Genomic DNA, 18,761 nt, shown 5'->3' with positions numbered 1-18,761 from the left:
TTTTTGTGTGGAAGGTTTCGAGCGGTGATAGGCGTAACGAACTTATCCGTTCGACACGTATCGAGGTTCTCTCGTACCCTTGAATTGCGAATAGCGAGATCGTCACCTGCATGACTTGCTGCTTTTTATCCATATCAACACCTGAAGAGAGCAAACCGACCGTCCGGTCTGTCATTTTTCGAGGTAGTGTAAATAGCGATAAGAGATCACAAGATCTTTGTATTTCGTAACGTTTGAAGAGAGTTAGAGTGTCTGTCTGTCTGGTTCTTTCTGAATTGTTCTTACATAGCAATGATAGGGCATAACGCTCGCGGCAGAATTGGAGGGAGTTTCAACGTGATTAAGCAAGATCAACAATTGTCTCGCTGGATAGAAGGCGTGGCTTAGCCGCTTGTGGCCTCAATATATTGAAATTTAAACGATGAGGTATGGAGTGGCGGGGCGCCGAGATAGCCCCCGCGTTGAGTATAAAGTTCTAACCACAAACCCCAAACGCACTGGCGGGGTCAAGATAAAACATCTTCTTCCAGCCTTGGGTTTCAGTGGTTGCCCGCCACGGATAGGGCGCTAGCGTCAGCACAGAGTAGTGCAGATGCGCGGGCTTATTTATGGCATTTCCTGTTCGCCCTACGGAGCCAATCTCGTCGCCTTGGGAAACCCAACGACCTAGTGTCGGGGAAATGTCTTTTAGATGGGCGTAGTAATGAATGCGCCACTTAGGCCCCAGAATCGCAATGACTTTTCCTCCTTTACTGATGTCCCCTGAATACGTCACCCATCCACTCGTCGCCGCAAGCAATGGCGTGCCTTCTTTGGCAAACACATCAATGCCTTTGTGAACCCCCGACGTTCCCCACGGCTCAAACCAAAACGTTTTGGCATTCCAATCATTACATTTGGCATTTTTAACAGGAATGATGGCATCAGAGGGCATGAATAGCCCGGTCACGAAGAGGATAAGAAGCAAGAGCAATAACCGTTTCATGTTGTTATTCCTTTAACGATCGTCTATCGATTTGCCGCAGAGGCACAATCAAAAAACTGCATGAAGAATAACAAGATAAACACAGACGCTAACGTGTATGTCAGCGTCTTGTTAAAGGCGAGAAGCAACGCGAAGAAAGACGTCGAAATCGTTACGATCTAGCTTGAAACAACGGGATAAGTAAAAAAGGCAAGGTGTGCAAAGTTAAACAGAAAATGAGCAAGTACGGCGCACCACAAACGACCCGTTACATGAAAAATAAAGCCGTACCCCAAGCCCGCCAGCGTCGCAAATACCACTAACAATATACCGCCAGAAAAATGAGCAATACCAAACAGAAGGCTCGCGATGATCAAAGCGATTCGCCAATCAAAACGGCGACTGAGTGATTGTTGAATCAGACCTCGAAACAGCGCTTCTTCGGCCACACACGTTAACAGCAGATTGTTCAATGCAAATAACCACCACCAAGGCGGTAGGTGCAGTTCAGGTTTCAGGGCGCCAAGATACGCAGCAATAGGGAGGAGAGAGAACAAGAATAGTAGTGCGATCAACACAAGGGAGAGTTGTGTCTTTCTCTTTGCCTCAGGGGCTTGCTGACCAAGCAACATAGGATACGCCAATAGCAGGGCGAAGAAGGCCAGTGGCTTATCGACATTCAAATACAGAGAAAAAGGCGCACTGTTTGGGCCCGCGATGACATTATCGAGCACTTGAAGGTTATTGAATCCCGGCACTAAGTGCAAAAAGAGCATCACAGACCAAACGATTAATATCCCCCAGCCGACAGCGAGCTGGAGAGTCCACCTGCTTGAGGTTGGTTGTAAGGGTAAATAATACGCGAGACCGAAAATGGAGAGCGTACTCAGTAATGCGAAAAGATCAATACGCTCAAATACAAATGCACCTACCAAGAAAAAACCAAGCATTGCGAAAGAGGTCGCTTTCTGACGCGCGAAGCTGGCTGTTATCGCAAGGAATAATGGAACCCATAACCACGCAATGGCTTGTAATGTCAAAGGATTCGCCTCTTATAGGTTGGGTTGGGTGATATAGCCATTTGTTACGTATCCAATGACCTTTACTGGTGTTTGAACTGATTTTACGGAGAGAGATGAATTTATCAGTTAACACCTAGCTTGATCCTCATTTTTCTGAGAATCAAGCATCTTCATTGAACAGGAGTATAAGAGGCATGAAGAACCCGCTTCGCCAAGTGGTTAGGCGCTTTCTTCAATTTTCCACGGTGGATTTAGCCGATTCTCCCCGGCCCAATATAACTTCATCATATTTCCTGAAGGGTCACTTAGAACTGCTTCTTTGGGCATTTCTCAGTCATCAAGGTGCGGGAAATGGGATAGGTTTTTCTTGCAGCTCTTTGGAAAATTGCGTTTAAAGTGACTGTCCGATGAGGTGCGCTAAGTGGTGAGATCCGTATTGACCGTAGATGCGCATCGCGATTTTTTGTCATCACTGGTCAAATGGTGACCGTAACTGGCGCGTTTTTTCATCACTTTGTTTTTACTGCAAATTGTCTTCTTATAGCTTTTGTCTTTTCTCCTTCCTTACCTCATTATGAGCGCAGTTTTCAGCTGGAATACACCGTGGAGTAGTCGTGATATCGGGCTTAGACATTCAGTTACGTGAAGCATTTGATTCGTTTTTTAATGCGTTAAAAACAACCCATGAAGCGTACTTTGAAACGTCAATCCGTCTTGTGTCATTACAAGAGTGGGCATACATTGGCGTTCGAATGGAAGCTGAAGCCTCACAGCGAACAAGCAAAGCGGGTTGGCGTACATTGCCTAACGACGATGAAACCGCGGATAAAAAGCGTTTTTATTGCAGAGCGACAGAGGCCGATGTTTGGGCAATTAACGCCGTCGGAAAAGGACGGAGAATCGCGTTTTTGCGCCGAGATACGCTGAATGATATGTCGATCTTGGATCAAGGTGCGTTTATTGAACACATCATTTGGGACGCGCCGTTAGGAGATTCTGGCCAAGGCGTTATACCAGTGAGCCGGATGGTGTTAGACATGGGAGGTGAAGAACGAGCCTTCCATATTTGCGGTATGCGCGATGAGAAAGGTAGCCTAGCGGTTCATGTAAACGGCCATGATAAACTGGAATCGACGGCCTCTCGCTACATCGACACAATCCTGCATCGTGTTAGTGAAGTCTGCCCGAAAACTAAAAGCAGCAAACAACCTCTTTCCGGCTCTCCGCTGAACAACTCTCCGTTCTTAACCCTTGTCGAATCGCAGCAAGACAATGATGTGCTTTTGGCGCAATTTCCTTTTCTCTCGCCGCTCACGTTTCAAAAGGTAAGAAATGAAATCGCCAAGTCTCGGCATCTTGTTCAAAAAGTGATGAGAGAAGCCGTATCTGCAAAACGTGTCATGCTGCTGGCGGTTCCAAGCGCGTTGGCCGTGTCTGTGTCGCTATTTTTCATGCTTAATCTGACAATAAGCAACGGAGCACCGGCAGGTTTTCTTTCTGCCATAGAGCCATTCATGACTGCCTTCATTGGCGTGAAGCAATTCATTCTGCAGCACTACTTCTCGCTGTGGGAGAACATGAAGTATGCCTTTATGGGCTTGGTCTTCATGGTTATGGCTGGCTATCAACTTGTCGATTACGGCGCCAAAAAGTGTAAGAAGCAGAGCATGTTATTCCCCGTCGTCGCGAAACTGACGTACTCCTGTTTTGTTGCCGTCTTTTTCATTGATTTGCTGTTATTCATCATGAGTGCAACGCACGCAAGCCTCATCATAGTGGCATTTGCTATGTATCTCTTGCCCGTCACGGTTTATATCAGCTTCCAGTTTTTGAAGAAGAAAGCCGAGAGCAAAGTGTTGGCACCCTTGAAGGTATTTACCTGGTTTTCTGTAGATAAACCTGTGCGATAGCAGACATGAAAAGCGCACCTTAAGTGCGCTTTTTTCAACGGCCAAAACCATGGAACTTAATCCAAACAAGTTACCTTCGGTATCCATGCACACACACAGACAAAGCCAAACTCACCGATCGACATTTTAGGTTTAATCACCTGACCGCCAGACGCTTCAATTCGAGATTCTTCGACAGCACAATCTTCAACGCCAAAGTAAACGATAGTGCCGCCAGTCACAGGGCTAGCGCCTTATTTTTTACCAATGCGCCGCCAGCGCCGTAGTGCTCTATGTCAGTTTTGAAGGCTTTCATCACAACGCTGCTGTTGCATCCAAACCCCGTCCTAATTCGTCTCACTTCCAGCTATCTCATCTCTTTACTCGCTGATAGCTGTCATTCTCGCGTCGGTTTTTACTCGCTTAATCCGCGACGCGCATCGATAGTCAAACGTAAGGAAACTAACATGCGACATCTCTTCATCTTATTCACGGTCGGTTTCAGCATTCTCACTGTTCAACCTGTATTGGCAAAACAGCATGAAGGTATCGAGTTTCTTAACTCCGGCGCTGTGCTTCCTAAGACACTTCCTTTTTCAGAGGCCGTAAGAGTGGGTAAAACCCTCTACCTGTCGGGGCAGATCGGTATTTTGCCGGGCACACTCACCTTAGCTCCGGGCGGAATAGAAGCGGAATCAAAGCAGACGATGGAAAACATCAAAACATCGCTCAGCGCAAATGGCTATGCCATGAGCGATCTGGTGAAGTGCACCGTCTTACTCGCAGACATGTCTGAATGGCAGACGTTCAACGGCATCTACAAAAGGTATTTTTCTGACCGATACCCAGCGAGAAGTGCAATCGGTGCCACTGGGTTGGCATTGGGTGCAAAAGTAGAAGTGGAATGTATTGCAGCGGTTGATTGATAGGGAGAACGTTATCAAGTGACCGTCACGGGAATTTGCTAGGTGTTGCGCCCCCACGCAAAAGGTACGACACCTAGCATCGCGCCAGTAAACGCGCCCATCGGGTAGCTATTAAAGCAGTGATACTCCGAACTATCCCCATAGGTGTGATTAGCTCTCGTCAAATCGGATGCGTTGAATTTGACTATACGCGTCTTGTTTTTCTTGTTGGTGCAACGCACTTTTCAATGCACTCTCGTTGCTAAAACCGACACTTCTCCAACCCAGCCCATATTCTTTTCCATAGAACCCTGCGAGGTCTTTAAGCCAGTATTCTTTATTTTTTTCAATCAGTTGAATGATATTTCTAAGCATCATTTCGCCTCGTTTTAGTGGGAGTAACAACACTATAGCGAGATGAAAAAAGCAGATTGATACGATGACGGCAGGTACTGGTACTTTTGCCGCAACTTAGTTTTTCTCGTCTGAAAGACTGTTAAAATTGGCCAGCAGCAATAAGGCCGAGTGATCACCGTGAGACATAAGAAAACCGCATTAGAAAAGCCACCAAGACGTGAAGGCTTTTCATGGCGCTATAGAAAGATAAAGCAACAACAAAAGCCCACACTCTGGCACTGTCATGAAGAGTACGAGCTTGCTCTGCACCGACATTTTGTCGGAACAGCTGCGGTATCGCACCATGAAACGCCCGTTGGTCACAACCATCTTATGCTGATAGGCCCGAACCTGCCCCACGCCGTGACATCAAAAGACGTTGAAGGACAGCAATGTGAAACCCACGTGGTTTGGTTTCGCGAGTCGTGGATTAAACAGTTGATGGCAAGCTGTGAAGAACTGAGAAACCTCACCCCATTGCTTGAGCGCTCCAAGCTTTGCATTGAATTCTCGGAACGAACGGCAGAAGACGTCTTTCAGCTTTTAGATGATTGCCCCAACACCAGCCCAATCGACCAGCTAGCGACCTTTCTTCAAGTGCTTTCAGTATTGGCACAAGACAGCCAAAGTAAAACGCTGCTTCCGACCGCGTTGGGTCAAACCAACATCGATGATGCCGAACGCGCCAAGATAGAGAAAATCTGTGATTACTTGGCACGTAATATGGCAAAGCCCATCACTCTCGCCGATCTTGGCAAGGTATTTCACGCCAGCGACAGCAGCATTCAACGCCTCTTTGCCGATCACTTTGGCGAAAGCTTTTCATCGTATTTGAAAAAGCTTCGTTTAGGGCATGCGTGCAGTGAATTGCAAATGACGACTAAGCCCATCGGGTTAATCGCGGAAAGCGTTGGGTACAGAAATCTGTCGAACTTTAACCGCCAATTTAAGCAGTACAAGCACCTGACCCCGAGAGAGTATCGGGGTCAGTTTAAGCGAGGAGCGTCATAGCCAAAGAAAACAGAGGTTGAGGCATTTTTGAGTGCCTGCCTCCGCCACTCTTGTTAGCGCGTGGCTGAATTCTGCGCCTTCAGGGAGTGTGGGTATAGTCCTTTCGTTTTTTGTATTGCATCCATTTCCTGCCTCATCTCGTCTCATTCTTGTTTGACTGGTTCGGTGCTCATTCTGTGTGATTGCATTGGTCATCGAAAAGAAAATAGTTGGACCCATTTTGCCTGCTTATCTCAACAAAGACACAGTAGGGCGTTTGAACTTTTATTCATCATCCATCATTGTTTGATCACGAATAGTTCGTGTACGAATAATTATAGAGAGAGTGAGGTTGTGATGAAAAAAACAAAGTTAAGCATGATGTTGATGGGTCTGATTGCGTTCACCGCAGAGGCGGCTATTTCGCCACAGTTACCCGGAGAAATGATTGATGCCTTTGAAGGCAAATTTGGTGTTACCGAGGGAAAAAGAAGAAATCATACCAAAGGGTTTTGCTTCAAAGGGCAGCTAATTCCTAATGAGTCATTGATTGCTAACTACTCTGACAGTGCGATCTTTAAGGCACCTTCACGCGTCATCGGGCGGTTTTCTCATTCAGGGGGGAATAACAATGCGCCTGACGACAAGTATGGTGAGTTAGGGATTGGGCTATCCATTGTTGATCTTAACGGTGACAACACAAGAATGGCACTCAATACCTTGGATTTTTTCCCGGTATCAACACCAGACGCTTTTCTCGCGCTGAATCAAGCAAAAGTAAAAGGCAAAGATGCCGTGGCAAAAATGAAGCAAAGCCATCCAGAATTGGCGGCGTTTAGCAAACATATGGCGAAGCGCGATAAGAAAGTGAAGCCGTACGAAGACCACACATACAATGGCATTAATACCTTTTTCTTTGTGAATGCTCAAGGCGAGAAGACACCGTTTCGTTGGGTGTTCGAACCCACTATGGCGAACGGTGTTCGCGTTGAAACGCACTCTGATTTCTTCTTCGATAACATTCAAGCGAGTCTAGAAAATGGTGGTGTGTCTTGGGACATGACGGCGGTTTTGGCGAACCCTAGTGATGACATCAACAATGCAGCAGTGAAATGGACAGGCCCTCATAAAACCATCACGCCTGTCACCCTGATGATTGAAAAAGTCGCGACGGAGTCGGAAGGTCAATGCGACACCATTAACTTCGACCCCTTGGTGTTGGCCAAAGGTATTGAGCCATCGAGTGATCCCATACTTCTTGCAAGAAGCCCAGTCTACGCGGTGAGTTTCGGCAAAAGACTCACCGAGAAAGCCGCAAAATAAAAAAGCACATAAAGCGCACCCACAGGTGCGCTTTATGTATGTGTTGGTTAAACACAGAACACATTCTGTTTTTTTTCATTAGGACAAATAGGGACATATATGGACGCTCCCCGAGCGTCAAGTCAATACGCTCTTATCGTTTCGCGTAGCGAGACGATATTGAGGTTGTTTTTGCCACTGTGTTCAGTGTTGATGCTCAGGTTTTCATTCCCCTGGGTGACAAATAGGGACACACACTCTAAGAAAATCAGCATCTACTCAGTTTCAATGCGCTGTGTACCTGAGCTCAAAAGCGTAGAGAAAAGATGAACACTGGATGGTTGGACGATATGCTTTACGCATTGCTCAATGACTGACCACTTCAACTATGACAAAAGCACGCTCATCCCTTATTAGTGTCGATGCCACCCCTTACTATCACTGCGTTTCGCGTTGTGTGCGTCGTTCGTTTCTTTGTGGTTACGACGAACAGGCTCAGCAAAGTTACGAGCACCGCCGAACATGGATTGAACATCGATTGTTAGCACTGGCGGGGGCGTTTTGTATTGATGTTTGCGCTTATGCCATCATGAGTAACCATTATCATCTGGTGCTCCATATCAATGCAGACAAAGCTAAAAGCCTGACTCAGCGTGAAGTTGTTGAGCGATGGCTGGCATTTCATCAAGGGCCTTCACTTATCCATCGTTTTATTCAAGGCGATAGCCTCTCAGAGGCTCAATCAGAGCAATGTGGTGAGATAATAGAGGTCTGGCGAGAGCGGTTAATGTCAATCAGTTGGTTTATGCGGTTATTGAATCAACACATCGCGTCAGAAGCCAACCGAGAAGACAAATGCACCGGTCACTTTTGGGAAGGGCGGTTTAAAAGCCAAGCATTACTCGATGAAAAAGCCCTTGCTGCCGCCATGGCCTATGTGGATTTAAATCCTATCAGGGCTGCGATTGCAGCCACACCAGAAACGTCCGATTTCACGAGTGTCAAAGCGCGAATTAACGCCATTGAAAATGATAAAACCGCCACAGAAGGATTGTTCCCCTTTGTAGGAAACCCAAGAGAAAACATGCCAGAGGGTATTCCTTTTCGGCTGATGGATTATCTAGAACTTGTCGATTGGACAGGTCGCCAATGCCGAGAGGATAAGCGTGGTCAAATTGATAGCCGAACGCCTGAAATACTCAACCGCTTAGGGTTTGATTCCGCTGAATGGCTTGATGTCTACAAACATGCTGAAAAAGGAACTCTCATTGGCACAGAGTCATCCATTAAGGGGGCTTTATCCTTGCTCGGGAGAAAGCGACTTTGCGGATTTCGACTCCCTGCCAGCTAGAATTGCCAAAACCACTCCCGATTTTTGAATGACCACCGTACCGGTGGTTTTCGCCTACCTGCAATACACGCATTCCCCCGTAAATTCAGCGAGTTCTTCTACTTTCCTGCCTAAAATCTAGGGGAGAGGTGTTATTTGGGCTCCATGGTAGACAGACAAGTGATGCGGTTTTCTGCCATTTAAGGATGTGTGTCCTGTTAGTTTTCTAAGATATCCCATTAACCTTTGCCTTCTTCGTTGGAAGTTTAAAATCGCTTCTGGCGAGTTAAGCTTATCTTTTGGAGCTTTTGGTTGATTCATTTTTGAGTGCCTGTCCCAGCTATAGTCCAGCTATAGTCACTCGGGAGAAAGCGACTTTGCGGGTTTCGACTCCCAGCCTCCTAGAATCACCAAAACCACTTCCGATTTTTGAATGACCACCTTATTGGTGGTTTTCGCCTACCTGCAAAACACCTCTTCTCGGTAATTTCAGCGAGTTCTTCTACTTTCCTGCCTAAAATCTAGGGGAGAGGTGTTATTTGGGCACACTGCTAGAAAGACAAGTGATGTGGTTTTCTGCGATTTTAAAGATGTGTGTTCCGTTAGTTCGCTACGGAGAGCGATGTTTAATATTTGATTCTGAGAAGTTTTAGATAGACACGGCTCAGAATTGGTGCTCTAAGCCGTGTGGGTTAGATAAGTTGAACTCAGGAAAAAACCTATCTATTGTTAGTGAAATGTTCATATAGATCATTAAACCCAAGAATATTGACAGGAACTATTATTTTCTCACTATTGCTTTTTAACTCAACAATCATTTCTTCCTCTTTAAAACCGTTCAAGCTCTCAGAAGCATCTACGATAGTTACTTTTGATATATCTTTTATATCAAATTTAGTAATAACTCCGTTGCTTCTGGTATTTTTAACTTTTCCTTTATCAATAAACAAAGAATGCGTTAAAACTCTCTCCCTAATAATTCTTGGTATTGTAATTAGGCTAAGTAAAGCCCATATGTATATTACTACCCATGGTTCTTCAAGGATTGGTGAAATGCCGAGCTTTATAGCAGAGAGAGTAAAAGGAACTGCTCCCGCAACTAATATGACGGTTAAATGTCTGAGCCTCCAAATTAGGCTGTAGCTATACTTTTTCAAGTTTTCTTGCTTCCTTGATCACAAATATAATTAATTTTCATACTAGCAAAAAAATAATATGGCACAGGTGCGGATAATTGACATGCTCCGCATAACAAAATAATCGCTAGTTCGGGGGAGAATCCATATATTCCCCGCTATTTCTCATGCATTTTAAGTGTGTGTGTCCCGTTAGTTCTGTGCGTTAGTTCTTGGAAAACGTTGGGTACAGAAACCTGTCGAATTTTAATCGCCAATTTAAGCAGTACAAGCAACTGACACCGAGAGAATATAGGGCGCAGTTTAAGCGGGGAGCGTCATAGCTAAAGAAAACAGAGGTTGAAAGCGAAGCTCAAGGTCTGCATCTGCTTTACTTACTCAAAAGAAACTTCCGCAGTTCACGCTCTTCACGCATGACATACAAGATAAATACAGTATCAGCTTCTTGTTTATAGAATACTCTGCAGGGGCTGACGACCACTTCGCGATAATTCAAATGTGGCAGTTCATGGGGGACTCGACCCGATTCAGGGAAAGTTTCTAGTCGCTCTACTTTGTCAAAGACTGACTGAACAACTAGCTTTGCAGCAGGAAGGTTGTCGAGCGCGATGTATTCAGCAATATCGTTAAGATCGGAAAGCGTTGAATCAGTCCAGACTACTTGAGCCATTTTGACATTTTATTCTTGGCTTCCGAATGTGCGGTTACTTTTCCTTCAGTAACGGCTCTTTCGCCACGTGCGATACCTTCCAGTAGCGCAAGGCGATTCTGCATGAACTCGTAATCTTCAACATCCACGAGATAGGCAGATGGTTTACCGTGCTCAGTGATGAGCACTGGCTCTTTGCTTTCGTGCAGATCAGACAATATTTTGGTCGCTTGGCGTTTCAACGACGTTACCAGTTCTACTTTCATCTGTGTTATCTCAAAGACATACTCAAAGTGATACTATTCTATCACTTTGAGTATGGCAAGGTTGTGGGTATTTTTGAATGCCTGTCCCCGCTATACTTCTGACGGAAAGCGCAGAGTCTGGTGAAAGTTGCATTTGGCGGTGGATATCAGTACTCACGACCACTAAATCAACATTACTAGCCAACTTTCAACCACCTCTATTTATTACTTAGAATCAATGGAAGCAATATAAATATGAGAAAAAGTAAGTCAAATCTTGCTTGGTTTGATTAATGTGTTTGTCTGACGAAACAAGAAAAGGGGCAGAAATGAGCCAACTCGATGTGGGACTAACTCCTCACAACGTGCTCATCACAAAGTTACCCACTTAACTAACCCCAACCTTATCCCCAATTTCTGTGCATAACTCCCACGAAATCGATGGCTTCAATGGCTTAGGGATTGCAAGTGATTGTGTGACTTTTGTTCAACTTTTTTCTGTGAGCGTCAGGCACAAAAAAAGGGCAGGATTCTCATCCTGCCCTTGGGTATTTATTCGCCTTGCTTAAAAGGCGATTTGCATGCGGTGCTTACACGTCGTATGTGGTAGACGAGATGTTGCCGCCTGTGCCAGTCCAGTTCGTGTGGAAGAACTCGCCACGTGCTTTGTCAGTGCGCTCGTAAGTGTGCGCGCCGAAGTAGTCACGTTGTGCCTGAATCATGTTCGCTGGAAGGCGAGCGGTGGTGTAACCGTTCAGGAAGGTCAGTGCAGACGACATACATGGCATTGGTAGGCCGCTTTCGAACGACTTAGCCACCACTTTACGCCATGCTGGCAGGCTGCCTTGTAGGATGTTTTTGAAGTACGCATCTGTGCCGAGGAACGGCAGTTCTGGGTTTGCTTCAAACGCATCACGGATGTTGCCAAGGAATGCGCTACGAATGATACAACCGCCACGCCACATGAGCGCCACATTGCCGTAGTTCAGTTCCCAGTTGTTCGCTTCAGACGCTTCGCGGATCAGCATGAAGCCTTGCGCGTAAGAGATGATTTTAGATGCAAGCAACGCTTGGCGTAGGGCTTCTAGCCACTCTGACTTGTCGCCTTCAACCGGCTGAATTGGGTTGTCGAATAGCTGTGCCGCTTCAACACGTTGGTCTTTCATTGAAGACAATACGCGTGCGAACACTGACTCGGTGATCAGGGTCAATGGAATGCCTAGATCAAGTGCGTTGATACCTGTCCATTTGCCGGTGCCTTTTTGGCCCGCTGCATCCATGATTTTCTCAACCAGTGGTTCACCGTCTTCGTCGCGGTAACCCAAAATGTCAGCAGAGATTTCGATCAGGTAGCTGTTTAGCTCAGTGTTGTTCCACTCAGCGAAGGTCGCTTGCATTTCGTCATGCGACATACCTAGGCCTTCTTTCATGAAGTGGTAGGCTTCGCTGATCAGCTGCATGTCGCCGTATTCGATACCGTTGTGAACCATTTTCACGAAGTGGCCAGCGCCTTCACGGCCAACCCAGTCACAACAGGCTTCGCCGTCGTCGGTTTTCGCTGCGATTGCTTGGAAGATAGGCTTCACGAACGGCCATGCTTCTGGGCTGCCGCCCGGCATGATAGAAGGCCCGAAACGTGCGCCTTCTTCACCACCAGAAACGCCAGTACCCACAAAGTGGATGCCTTTTTCGCGTAGTTCTGCCACGCGGCGGTTGGTGTCTGGGTAGTTGGTGTTACCACCATCAATGATGATGTCGCCTTCGTCTAGCAGTGGGACTAGTGCGTTGATGAACTGATCAACCACGTCGCCTGCGCGAACCATTAGCATCACTTTACGTGGCGTTTCTAGCTTGCTCACCATGTCTTCTAGCGATGTTGCACCGACGATGTTGGTGCCTTTCGCTGGGCCTTCAAGAAACTCGTCGACTTTGGCGACGGTACGGTTAAAGGCAACAACCTTGAAGCCGTTGTCGTTCATGTTGAGGATCAGGTTTTGACCCATTACGGCTAATCCGATTACGGCAATATCAGCTTTCATTTATCCATTTCTCCTTAGGCCAGCTCTTTCGCTGCGTCTGAATCTAAATACCACTCGGTGGTGCCCGCTGTTGAGCGAACGTGTGCAGCAGGGTAGGCCTCTGCCGCTGGCGCGTTGTCAGCAATCTCTTTTAGGACGGCTGCTTTGCTTGCGCCTAACACCAAGTAGGTGATGCGTTTTGCGTTTTCCAAAAGATGCGCGGTTTTTGACACACGGAGCTGGTGGCTCTCAGGGTGTGACGCAATGGTCGCGATCTCTGTGGTTTTGTAATCTGTTTTGCCCGGGAACAATGAGGCGGTATGGCCGTCTGTGCCCATGCCCAGCATGATCCAATCGAAAGCAGGCACGCCTTCTTGATCCACGGCGCCTTCTGCGTTCGGAATGGTGTCGAGCATTTCTTCCGTAAAGCGGATGACTTCGGCTGCTGCGAAATCTTCACCACGAATGCGGTGAATGTTTTCGGCTGGGATTTGAATGTGGTCAAACAATAGGCCTTTGGCTTGGCCGTAGTTGCTTTGCTCATCTTCTGGCGCGACGCATCGTTCGTCGCCCCACCAGAAGTGCAGGTTTTGCCACTGAATACGAGTCGCGTAATCAGAGTTCGCCAAGTAGCTGAAAAGCTGTGATGGCGTGCTGCCGCCAGACAGGGAAATGTGCACAGGGCGAGCCATTTCGCTGTATTCCAGCAGGCTATTTGCTAATGCTTCAACGACCTGTTGGCTGTCGTCAAACACGCGGTAATTCATATTACTCATAGTTCGCAATAATCCGTGCTTGCTAGGTTCTTACAAGGGAAGCGCCATGAACGATCTTCTTCATCAAGCAGTTCGTCGGCTTCTTTCGGCCCCCATGTCCCTGCGGCGTAGCCGTATAGGTGCTCTGGGTTTTCCTTGTATTCCAAAATGGGTTGTACGAATTCCCAACATGCTCTTACTGCATCTGTACGGGCAAACAATGTGGCATCGCCTTTCATTGAATCGAGCAACAAGCGCTCGTAAGCCGTTAGCATTTGCGTTTCTTCAAGCGTGTCGTAATGGAAATCCATCGAAACTTCTTTGGCTTTAAAGCCTGCGCCTGGTTCTTTCAAACCAAAGCTCATTTGAATGCCTTCGTCAGGTTGAATACGAATGATCAACTTGTTCTCAGGGGCATTCGCGCCAAACACTGGGTGCGGTGTTTTCTGGAAGTGAATCACCACTTCGGTCACGCGGGTTGGCAAACGCTTACCGGTGCGCACGTAAAACGGCACGCCGTTCCAACGCCAGTTGTCGATAAACATCTTCAAACCGACGTAAGTTTCGGTACGCGAATCGTCTGCCACGCCGTTCTCTTGGCGGTAGCCTTTTAGGTGCTCGCCACGAACGTCAGATTCTGTGTATTGTCCCAATACCAGATTCTTCTGCAACTTTTCTTCGGTCAGCGGTTGTAGGCTGTTCAGCACTTTCACCACTTCGTTACGCATAGAATCTGCATTGATAACCGCTGGCGGTTCCATGCCAACCATGGCAAGCACTTGCAATAGGTGGTTTTGGAACATGTCACGCACTGCACCCGCGCCGTCGTAATAACCCCCTCGTTCTTCTACACCGAGGAATTCGGCCGCAGTGATTTCAACGTAATCAATAAAGTTGCGGTTCCAAAGCGGTTCAAACATGCCGTTAGCAAAACGGAAAACCAGCAGGTTCTGGACGGTCTCTTTACCAAGGTAGTGGTCAATGCGGTAGATCTGGTGTTCTAGGAAGCAATCGTGGAGGTTTTTATCGAGCTCTTCAGCAGTGGCAAGATCATAACCGAAAGGCTTTTCTACAATCAGTCGTTTCCAACCGTTGTCTTCGGTGTTCAAACCGTGCGCAGCAAGGCTGCTTGGAATGATGCTGTATAGACTTGGCGGTGTTGCCAAGTAAAACGTGGTGTTGCCACCGGTTTTGTATTGTACTTCTATATCGGCCAAACGCGTTTTCAGCGTGGCGTAGTCATCGACGTTTGAGGTATCTATCGCTTGGTAATGTACGCGTTCCAAGAAGGCGTTCAATACGTCTTGATCGACTTTCTCGTTCGCGGTGAGCGATTCTTTAAGCTTTTGTTGGAAGTCCGCATCGGAGTAGTGCGTGCGGCTAACGCCTAAAATGGCAAACTCTTCTGAGAGTAATCCATTGGCATAAAGATGATAGAAGGCGGGAATCAATTTGCGGTGAGTCAAATCGCCCGAGGCCCCAAAGATGACGATACAATTATTTTCAGGCTTAACCATAATGCTATCCCACTTGTCTGAGTCCGTCAGACAAGTCATTCATTTTTTAGTGCTAAAACTATAAACACTAAGGAAAAAAGTGATAGTCGGTTTTACCTATCAAACTGATAGGCAGAACCCCGTTCTAATTGTGATGACACAACCCTTACATAGAACTATACCCAAACGACCTGAAGATACTCGCTTTCAACGTGAATGCTATTTCATCAATTTGCCTTTTTCCTGCACAAACACTGCAAGCATAGTGTGCGCACAAGGCAATCGGTGCATGACGTTCGATACGAAAGCAAGAGGGTATGAATACGCGCTGAAAGCGTTTTCATCACGTCGCCGCGGGGATTTTATATGAAGTTGCTTCGAAAATCTGTCGTTTTCCAAAGACAAATTTTAGGAAACCGACACGTATAGGAGACTGAAAGTAAGGGGGTGTTGCAGTAAAACAGGTATTCGAGCTGGCTTGGGCTGAAACTTGAGCTTGAGAGAGGAATGAAAAAAGACGCTAGATGCGCCTTTTTGACGATCAGGATGTTGATCGTTTTGGTCGTGAACCATTAGCCATAGCTGAACATGAAATCATCTTCAGTAAGATCTGAAAGCTGGGTATTGTTGAACGTCACTGTGTTTGTTTGTGATAGTTCCAACACCACGGTTGCCCCGACTTGCATGAGGCTGAGGTCTTCAAACTCATCACCTGTGTATAGCAGCACGATGGTGTCTTCACCTTGTGTGTAATCCACTACGCGATCATGGCTCGATTCGGACGGTATTTGTTCGTAGAAAACAAAGAAGTCATTTCCTTCACCGCCAATGTAGAAGTCGTTGCCAGTGGTGCCGACGAGAATGTCATCGCCGTCGTTACCGAAGAGGCGATCATTGCCGATACCGCCGATAACAATGTCGTCACCTGTGCCGCCGAGCATGTCGTTGTTGCCCGCCACACCAATCATGATGTCATTGCCGGATCCGCCACCGAGGTAATCATCACCGCCACCGCCGTAAATCACATCGTTACCTGCACCACCGATGACGCGATCGTCGCCGTCACCTTCAAATAGTGAGAGCGGAAATTGGATATCGCCATACAAAAAGTCGTGAATATTGGGGGCGTATTCTTCAAGCGATGCAACGTTTGAAGTTTGCCATGCGGTGTATAAGATGGCGAGATAGTCTTCTGCTTCGTCGCCGGGTGCGAAGATTTCCTGATCGGATAAGTACTCATTCAATCGAAAATCATCGCCCAGCAGCAAATCATTGCCGCCGAAACCCATCACAGTGTCGTTGCCGTTGTCGCCATTAAGTAAATCGCTACCTTGCAGACTGGAGATTTGGTCATCTCCTGTTGTTCCGACCTCGATATAATCAAACTCAATATCGTTCACCGTCGTCATGTTTCTCTCCTTGTAACCCGTGCCAACTAAACGTCCTATTATTTGATGTTACCGATTTAATTTATGGTACTTGGGCACTTTTGTTGTGTCGTTTAGTTGAGATATCACCATAAATAAATCGACGAGACGTGTGTGTTGACGTTGAACGTGAGCCTTGTAATAGAAGGTGTTAAAGGTGAGCAGTTATTCACATTTTGGCGGGTGAAGGTGTGATAAGGAAGCAATACGCCGCGCGTTAAAAGGTGACGCATTGGCGCATTGCATTCTGGTTATAGCGCCTTGCGTTAAGGTACTAGGTCAAACTTTTCTAGCTGCTTGCATTCTGGGGTTTCAAAATCTTCCGTCAACTGGTTGCAAGAAAGCGTATTGACACTTCGCATGCAGGCGATGGCCGCTTTCTGAATGGCAGGATCATCTGGAATATCGCGCATTTCAATTTTTGTTTGCTCACAGGCTTGATCCGCAATGCCATTCACCATGGCTTTCATTTGCTCGTTTTGCGCTTGCTCACCGAACATCTCTGATACACAGACTTTCATTTTTCCGCACATATTGTCTAACTCGGTCATGAGCGCGGGAGAGATGGTGGCGTGTGAAACGGCCGGCACAAAAAGCACAGCTAGGGTTAAGCAGCGAAGGGTGTAAAACAAACGCGCTGATAAACGATGATGAGTTCGCATAAAAAATCTCGGTAGTGTGTAGAGAAAAAAGGCAAAGAAAATACGCGTTGCGCATGTGTGGAAGCGTAACACTGTTTGGTTCTTTTTCTCTGTTGCAGCAAAGAGATCCTCAAGAAAGAACTGGCAAGGTTGTTGGCTTACTTATTGGGTTTCTATTCAATTAAAGATAAGGCTTAATGACCTTGATACAGCGGTCGACTGTTTCTTCTTTTTCGCCAACGGGGGCGACGTAATCGACCACACGTTTTGCGTGTTCTAGACCGGCTAATTTAGCAATAACCCACGCCGCGAGATAGTGAGAAGACAAACATCCCCCGGCTGAAGCGAGGTTACCTTGGGCATAAAACGCTTGATCGAGCACGGTTGCCCCTGACGCTATGAGCAAGGGCTTGGTGGTGGCGTCAGTACAGGCAGGGGAATGCTGAAAGAGCCCTAGCGAAGACAGAATTAAAGCGCCTGAACACTGACTGCCAATGCATTGCTTGTCGGGGTTAAACATCATGCGGCGCAACACATCGCCGTTGCTGGCGATATCTCGTGATGATTTTCCACTGCCAACCAAAACAGCATCTGCACTGTTCGCAAATTCGAGTGACTGTTGAGTTCTTACTGTGACACCGTTCATTGAGGTGACAGGATCACTTGGGCTGCAAAGGTGAACACGCCAGCCAAATGATTTCATGCGATTAAGCATACTGAGCGCGACGAAGGCGTCCATTTCATTGAAACCTTCAAATGTGAGAATGGCAATGTTCATGATGCTGCCCTCGTGCGCTGTCTCGTGTGCGGTTTGTGGTCGCTTAACTTTCTGGGTTCACCGCGTTGCGTTAGTCGACCAATTCAATCCCTAAACTTTCCAACAAGTTTAACGCTTCGTAGCGAGAGAATTTTGCACCCGTCACACGATTTTCCAATACATTCAAAAACACATTGGTGGATTCGGTGAAATCCACGTTTTGTAGATTTGTGCGCATGAACTGAGCGCGGTCAAAATCGCAGTAGGTCAGGGTAGATTCGGTAAAATCGCCATCACGGAAATCGACGTCATGCAGTTTGCACTCAGACAGTGTGAGTGAATGCAGGGTGAGGCCAAAAAAGGAGGCGTCGGTCAGAATACATTGCGTGAATTTCAGCTCGGCATCAACGCGATACGTTGGCCATTCTGCCCTTGTCCAATCAATGCCCACCATTTTACAGGCGTTAAACACCACCTCGTTAAACTTAGAAAAAGGGATTTTTAATAAGCTTAAGTTGCAGCGGGTGAAGGTACAGTTGATGAACTTGCTACTGCGAAACTCGGTGGATGAAAAGTGGCAGTCAATGAACTCACATTCTTCAAATTCACACTGCGTGAGGGTTTCATCGTTGAGTTCAAGCTTGTTGAACGTTTCGTTGTAATACTCGTTATTGCTTTCGATGGTTTGCACGGTTTCCTCAGAAGATATCCGCAAACAAGAGGGGTATTTAAAACGCAAGATAACGGTGTGTCTAGGGATTTATGGGAGGTGATTAGCAGGCTGCAACGACACACTCTTTTTTGGGGAAAAATGCGCGAGAATGTTGAATCGCGCCTTT

General features: G+C 46.8%; 20 protein-coding genes and 1 pseudogene. 6 read left to right on the top strand and 15 right to left on the bottom strand.

What is annotated here, in order from left to right:
• Window positions 1-475: 475 nt before the first annotated feature.
• The 3 genes and pseudogenes from BM082_RS03185 to BM082_RS25270 all read right to left on the bottom strand — a co-directional run.
• On the bottom strand, window positions 476-985 hold the full coding sequence (locus BM082_RS03185; protein ID WP_017014839.1) for a M23 family metallopeptidase: 510 nt from the start codon (window positions 983-985) through the stop codon (window positions 476-478).
• A 158-nt stretch (window positions 986-1,143) separates the two neighbouring features.
• The gene (locus BM082_RS03180; RefSeq protein ID WP_017014837.1) at window positions 1,144-2,004 is read right to left on the bottom strand and encodes a CPBP family intramembrane glutamic endopeptidase; all 861 of its coding nucleotides are present in this window, start codon (window positions 2,002-2,004) and stop codon (window positions 1,144-1,146) included.
• A gap of 201 nt (window positions 2,005-2,205) precedes the next feature.
• Window positions 2,206-2,307 (bottom strand): annotated as a pseudogene (locus BM082_RS25270) (VOC family protein); the annotation flags it as partial.
• 293 nt (window positions 2,308-2,600) lie between these two features.
• Here BM082_RS25270 and BM082_RS03170 point away from each other — a divergent pair.
• Entirely contained in the window at window positions 2,601-3,896 is a 1,296-nt protein-coding gene (locus tag BM082_RS03170) for a hypothetical protein (protein ID WP_017016021.1), read from the top strand.
• A 56-nt stretch (window positions 3,897-3,952) separates the two neighbouring features.
• Here the strand turns inward: BM082_RS03170 and BM082_RS24580 are convergent, their stop codons facing one another.
• Window positions 3,953-4,117, bottom strand: a complete 165-nt coding sequence (locus BM082_RS24580) for a VOC family protein (protein WP_241810501.1) — start codon at window positions 4,115-4,117, stop codon at window positions 3,953-3,955.
• A gap of 225 nt (window positions 4,118-4,342) precedes the next feature.
• Between BM082_RS24580 and BM082_RS03165 the strand changes: the two genes are divergently transcribed.
• The gene (locus BM082_RS03165; RefSeq protein WP_074925249.1) at window positions 4,343-4,801 is read left to right on the top strand and encodes a RidA family protein; all 459 of its coding nucleotides are present in this window, start codon (window positions 4,343-4,345) and stop codon (window positions 4,799-4,801) included.
• A gap of 150 nt (window positions 4,802-4,951) precedes the next feature.
• Here BM082_RS03165 and BM082_RS03160 read toward each other — a convergent pair whose 3' ends face one another.
• Window positions 4,952-5,158, bottom strand: a complete 207-nt coding sequence (locus tag BM082_RS03160; RefSeq protein WP_017014834.1) for a hypothetical protein — start codon at window positions 5,156-5,158, stop codon at window positions 4,952-4,954.
• A 156-nt stretch (window positions 5,159-5,314) separates the two neighbouring features.
• On the opposite strand from BM082_RS03160, the gene BM082_RS03155 reads away from it, so the two are divergent.
• The 3 genes from BM082_RS03155 to BM082_RS03145 all read left to right on the top strand — a co-directional run bounded on the left by BM082_RS03155 (window position 5,315) and on the right by BM082_RS03145 (window position 8,819).
• The gene (locus BM082_RS03155) at window positions 5,315-6,187 is read left to right on the top strand and encodes a helix-turn-helix transcriptional regulator (RefSeq protein ID WP_241810502.1); all 873 of its coding nucleotides are present in this window, start codon (window positions 5,315-5,317) and stop codon (window positions 6,185-6,187) included.
• 336 nt (window positions 6,188-6,523) lie between these two features.
• Window positions 6,524-7,489: a catalase family protein gene (locus BM082_RS03150; protein WP_017014832.1), complete on the top strand. Its 966-nt coding sequence runs from the start codon at window positions 6,524-6,526 to the stop codon at window positions 7,487-7,489.
• A gap of 367 nt (window positions 7,490-7,856) precedes the next feature.
• Complete coding sequence (locus tag BM082_RS03145) at window positions 7,857-8,819, top strand: transposase (RefSeq protein WP_017014831.1); 963 nt, start codon at window positions 7,857-7,859, stop codon at window positions 8,817-8,819.
• 698 nt (window positions 8,820-9,517) lie between these two features.
• Here the strand turns inward: BM082_RS03145 and BM082_RS03140 are convergent.
• Window positions 9,518-9,955 (bottom strand): hypothetical protein, encoded by a 438-nt coding sequence (locus BM082_RS03140; RefSeq protein ID WP_017014830.1) that lies wholly within the window; start codon window positions 9,953-9,955, stop codon window positions 9,518-9,520.
• A 191-nt stretch (window positions 9,956-10,146) separates the two neighbouring features.
• On the opposite strand from BM082_RS03140, the gene BM082_RS24715 reads away from it, so the two are divergent.
• On the top strand, window positions 10,147-10,257 hold the full coding sequence (locus BM082_RS24715; protein ID WP_371734714.1) for an AraC family transcriptional regulator: 111 nt from the start codon (window positions 10,147-10,149) through the stop codon (window positions 10,255-10,257).
• A 47-nt stretch (window positions 10,258-10,304) separates the two neighbouring features.
• Here BM082_RS24715 and BM082_RS03130 read toward each other — a convergent pair whose 3' ends face one another.
• From BM082_RS03130 to BM082_RS03090, 9 genes are all read right to left on the bottom strand, one after another.
• Window positions 10,305-10,604 (bottom strand): type II toxin-antitoxin system RelE/ParE family toxin, encoded by a 300-nt coding sequence (locus tag BM082_RS03130; RefSeq protein ID WP_017014829.1) that lies wholly within the window; start codon window positions 10,602-10,604, stop codon window positions 10,305-10,307.
• The gene (locus BM082_RS03125) at window positions 10,592-10,849 is read right to left on the bottom strand and encodes a type II toxin-antitoxin system Phd/YefM family antitoxin (RefSeq protein WP_017014828.1); all 258 of its coding nucleotides are present in this window, start codon (window positions 10,847-10,849) and stop codon (window positions 10,592-10,594) included. Before BM082_RS03125 ends, BM082_RS03130 begins: the two co-directional genes overlap by 13 nt.
• 569 nt (window positions 10,850-11,418) lie before the next feature.
• A complete protein-coding gene (gene gnd / locus BM082_RS03120; RefSeq protein WP_074925248.1) occupies window positions 11,419-12,867 on the bottom strand; it encodes a decarboxylating NADP(+)-dependent phosphogluconate dehydrogenase in 1,449 nt (482 codons plus the stop codon).
• Window positions 12,868-12,881: 14 nt separating this feature from the next.
• Window positions 12,882-13,622, bottom strand: a complete 741-nt coding sequence (gene pgl, locus BM082_RS03115; protein WP_017014826.1) for a 6-phosphogluconolactonase — start codon at window positions 13,620-13,622, stop codon at window positions 12,882-12,884.
• The gene (gene zwf / locus BM082_RS03110; protein ID WP_017008704.1) at window positions 13,619-15,118 is read right to left on the bottom strand and encodes a glucose-6-phosphate dehydrogenase; all 1,500 of its coding nucleotides are present in this window, start codon (window positions 15,116-15,118) and stop codon (window positions 13,619-13,621) included. The genes pgl and zwf overlap by 4 nt, the downstream gene beginning before the upstream one ends.
• A gap of 551 nt (window positions 15,119-15,669) precedes the next feature.
• A complete protein-coding gene (locus BM082_RS03105) occupies window positions 15,670-16,506 on the bottom strand; it encodes a calcium-binding protein (protein WP_017014825.1) in 837 nt (278 codons plus the stop codon).
• Between the two features lie 284 nt (window positions 16,507-16,790).
• Entirely contained in the window at window positions 16,791-17,186 is a 396-nt protein-coding gene (locus tag BM082_RS03100; protein WP_017014824.1) for a hypothetical protein, read from the bottom strand.
• A 160-nt stretch (window positions 17,187-17,346) separates the two neighbouring features.
• Entirely contained in the window at window positions 17,347-17,943 is a 597-nt protein-coding gene (locus BM082_RS03095; protein WP_017014823.1) for a DJ-1/PfpI family protein, read from the bottom strand.
• Window positions 17,944-18,013: 70 nt separating this feature from the next.
• Entirely contained in the window at window positions 18,014-18,613 is a 600-nt protein-coding gene (locus tag BM082_RS03090) for a pentapeptide repeat-containing protein (protein ID WP_017014822.1), read from the bottom strand.
• Between the last annotated feature and the right edge of the window lie 148 nt (window positions 18,614-18,761).

The organism is Enterovibrio norvegicus DSM 15893, from assembly GCF_900115495.1.
In the GTDB taxonomy this organism is placed as follows: Bacteria; Pseudomonadota; Gammaproteobacteria; order Enterobacterales; family Vibrionaceae; genus Enterovibrio; species Enterovibrio norvegicus.
Note: the sequence above shows the minus strand (reverse complement) of the source record. Positions and strands in the feature narration are given on the sequence as shown.

Excerpts from the sequence above, each read along its gene's own strand:
- BM082_RS03165 (WP_074925249.1), top strand. The coding sequence starts at position 4,343 with ATGCGACATCTCTTCATCTTATTCACGGTCGGTTTCAGCATTCTCACT.
- pgl (WP_017014826.1), bottom strand. The coding sequence starts at position 13,622 with ATGAGTAATATGAATTACCGCGTGTTTGACGACAGCCAACAGGTCGTT.
- BM082_RS03150 (WP_017014832.1), top strand. The coding sequence starts at position 6,524 with ATGAAAAAAACAAAGTTAAGCATGATGTTGATGGGTCTGATTGCGTTC.
- BM082_RS03095 (WP_017014823.1), bottom strand. The coding sequence starts at position 17,943 with ATGAACATTGCCATTCTCACATTTGAAGGTTTCAATGAAATGGACGCC.
- BM082_RS03130 (WP_017014829.1), bottom strand. The coding sequence starts at position 10,604 with ATGGCTCAAGTAGTCTGGACTGATTCAACGCTTTCCGATCTTAACGAT.
- BM082_RS03185 (WP_017014839.1), bottom strand. The coding sequence starts at position 985 with ATGAAACGGTTATTGCTCTTGCTTCTTATCCTCTTCGTGACCGGGCTA.
- BM082_RS03105 (WP_017014825.1), bottom strand. The coding sequence starts at position 16,506 with ATGACGACGGTGAACGATATTGAGTTTGATTATATCGAGGTCGGAACA.
- BM082_RS03145 (WP_017014831.1), top strand. The coding sequence starts at position 7,857 with ATGACAAAAGCACGCTCATCCCTTATTAGTGTCGATGCCACCCCTTAC.
- BM082_RS03125 (WP_017014828.1), bottom strand. The coding sequence starts at position 10,849 with ATGAAAGTAGAACTGGTAACGTCGTTGAAACGCCAAGCGACCAAAATA.
- BM082_RS03100 (WP_017014824.1), bottom strand. The coding sequence starts at position 17,186 with ATGCGAACTCATCATCGTTTATCAGCGCGTTTGTTTTACACCCTTCGC.
- gnd (WP_074925248.1), bottom strand. The coding sequence starts at position 12,867 with ATGAAAGCTGATATTGCCGTAATCGGATTAGCCGTAATGGGTCAAAAC.
- BM082_RS03160 (WP_017014834.1), bottom strand. The coding sequence starts at position 5,158 with ATGATGCTTAGAAATATCATTCAACTGATTGAAAAAAATAAAGAATAC.
- zwf (WP_017008704.1), bottom strand. The coding sequence starts at position 15,118 with ATGGTTAAGCCTGAAAATAATTGTATCGTCATCTTTGGGGCCTCGGGC.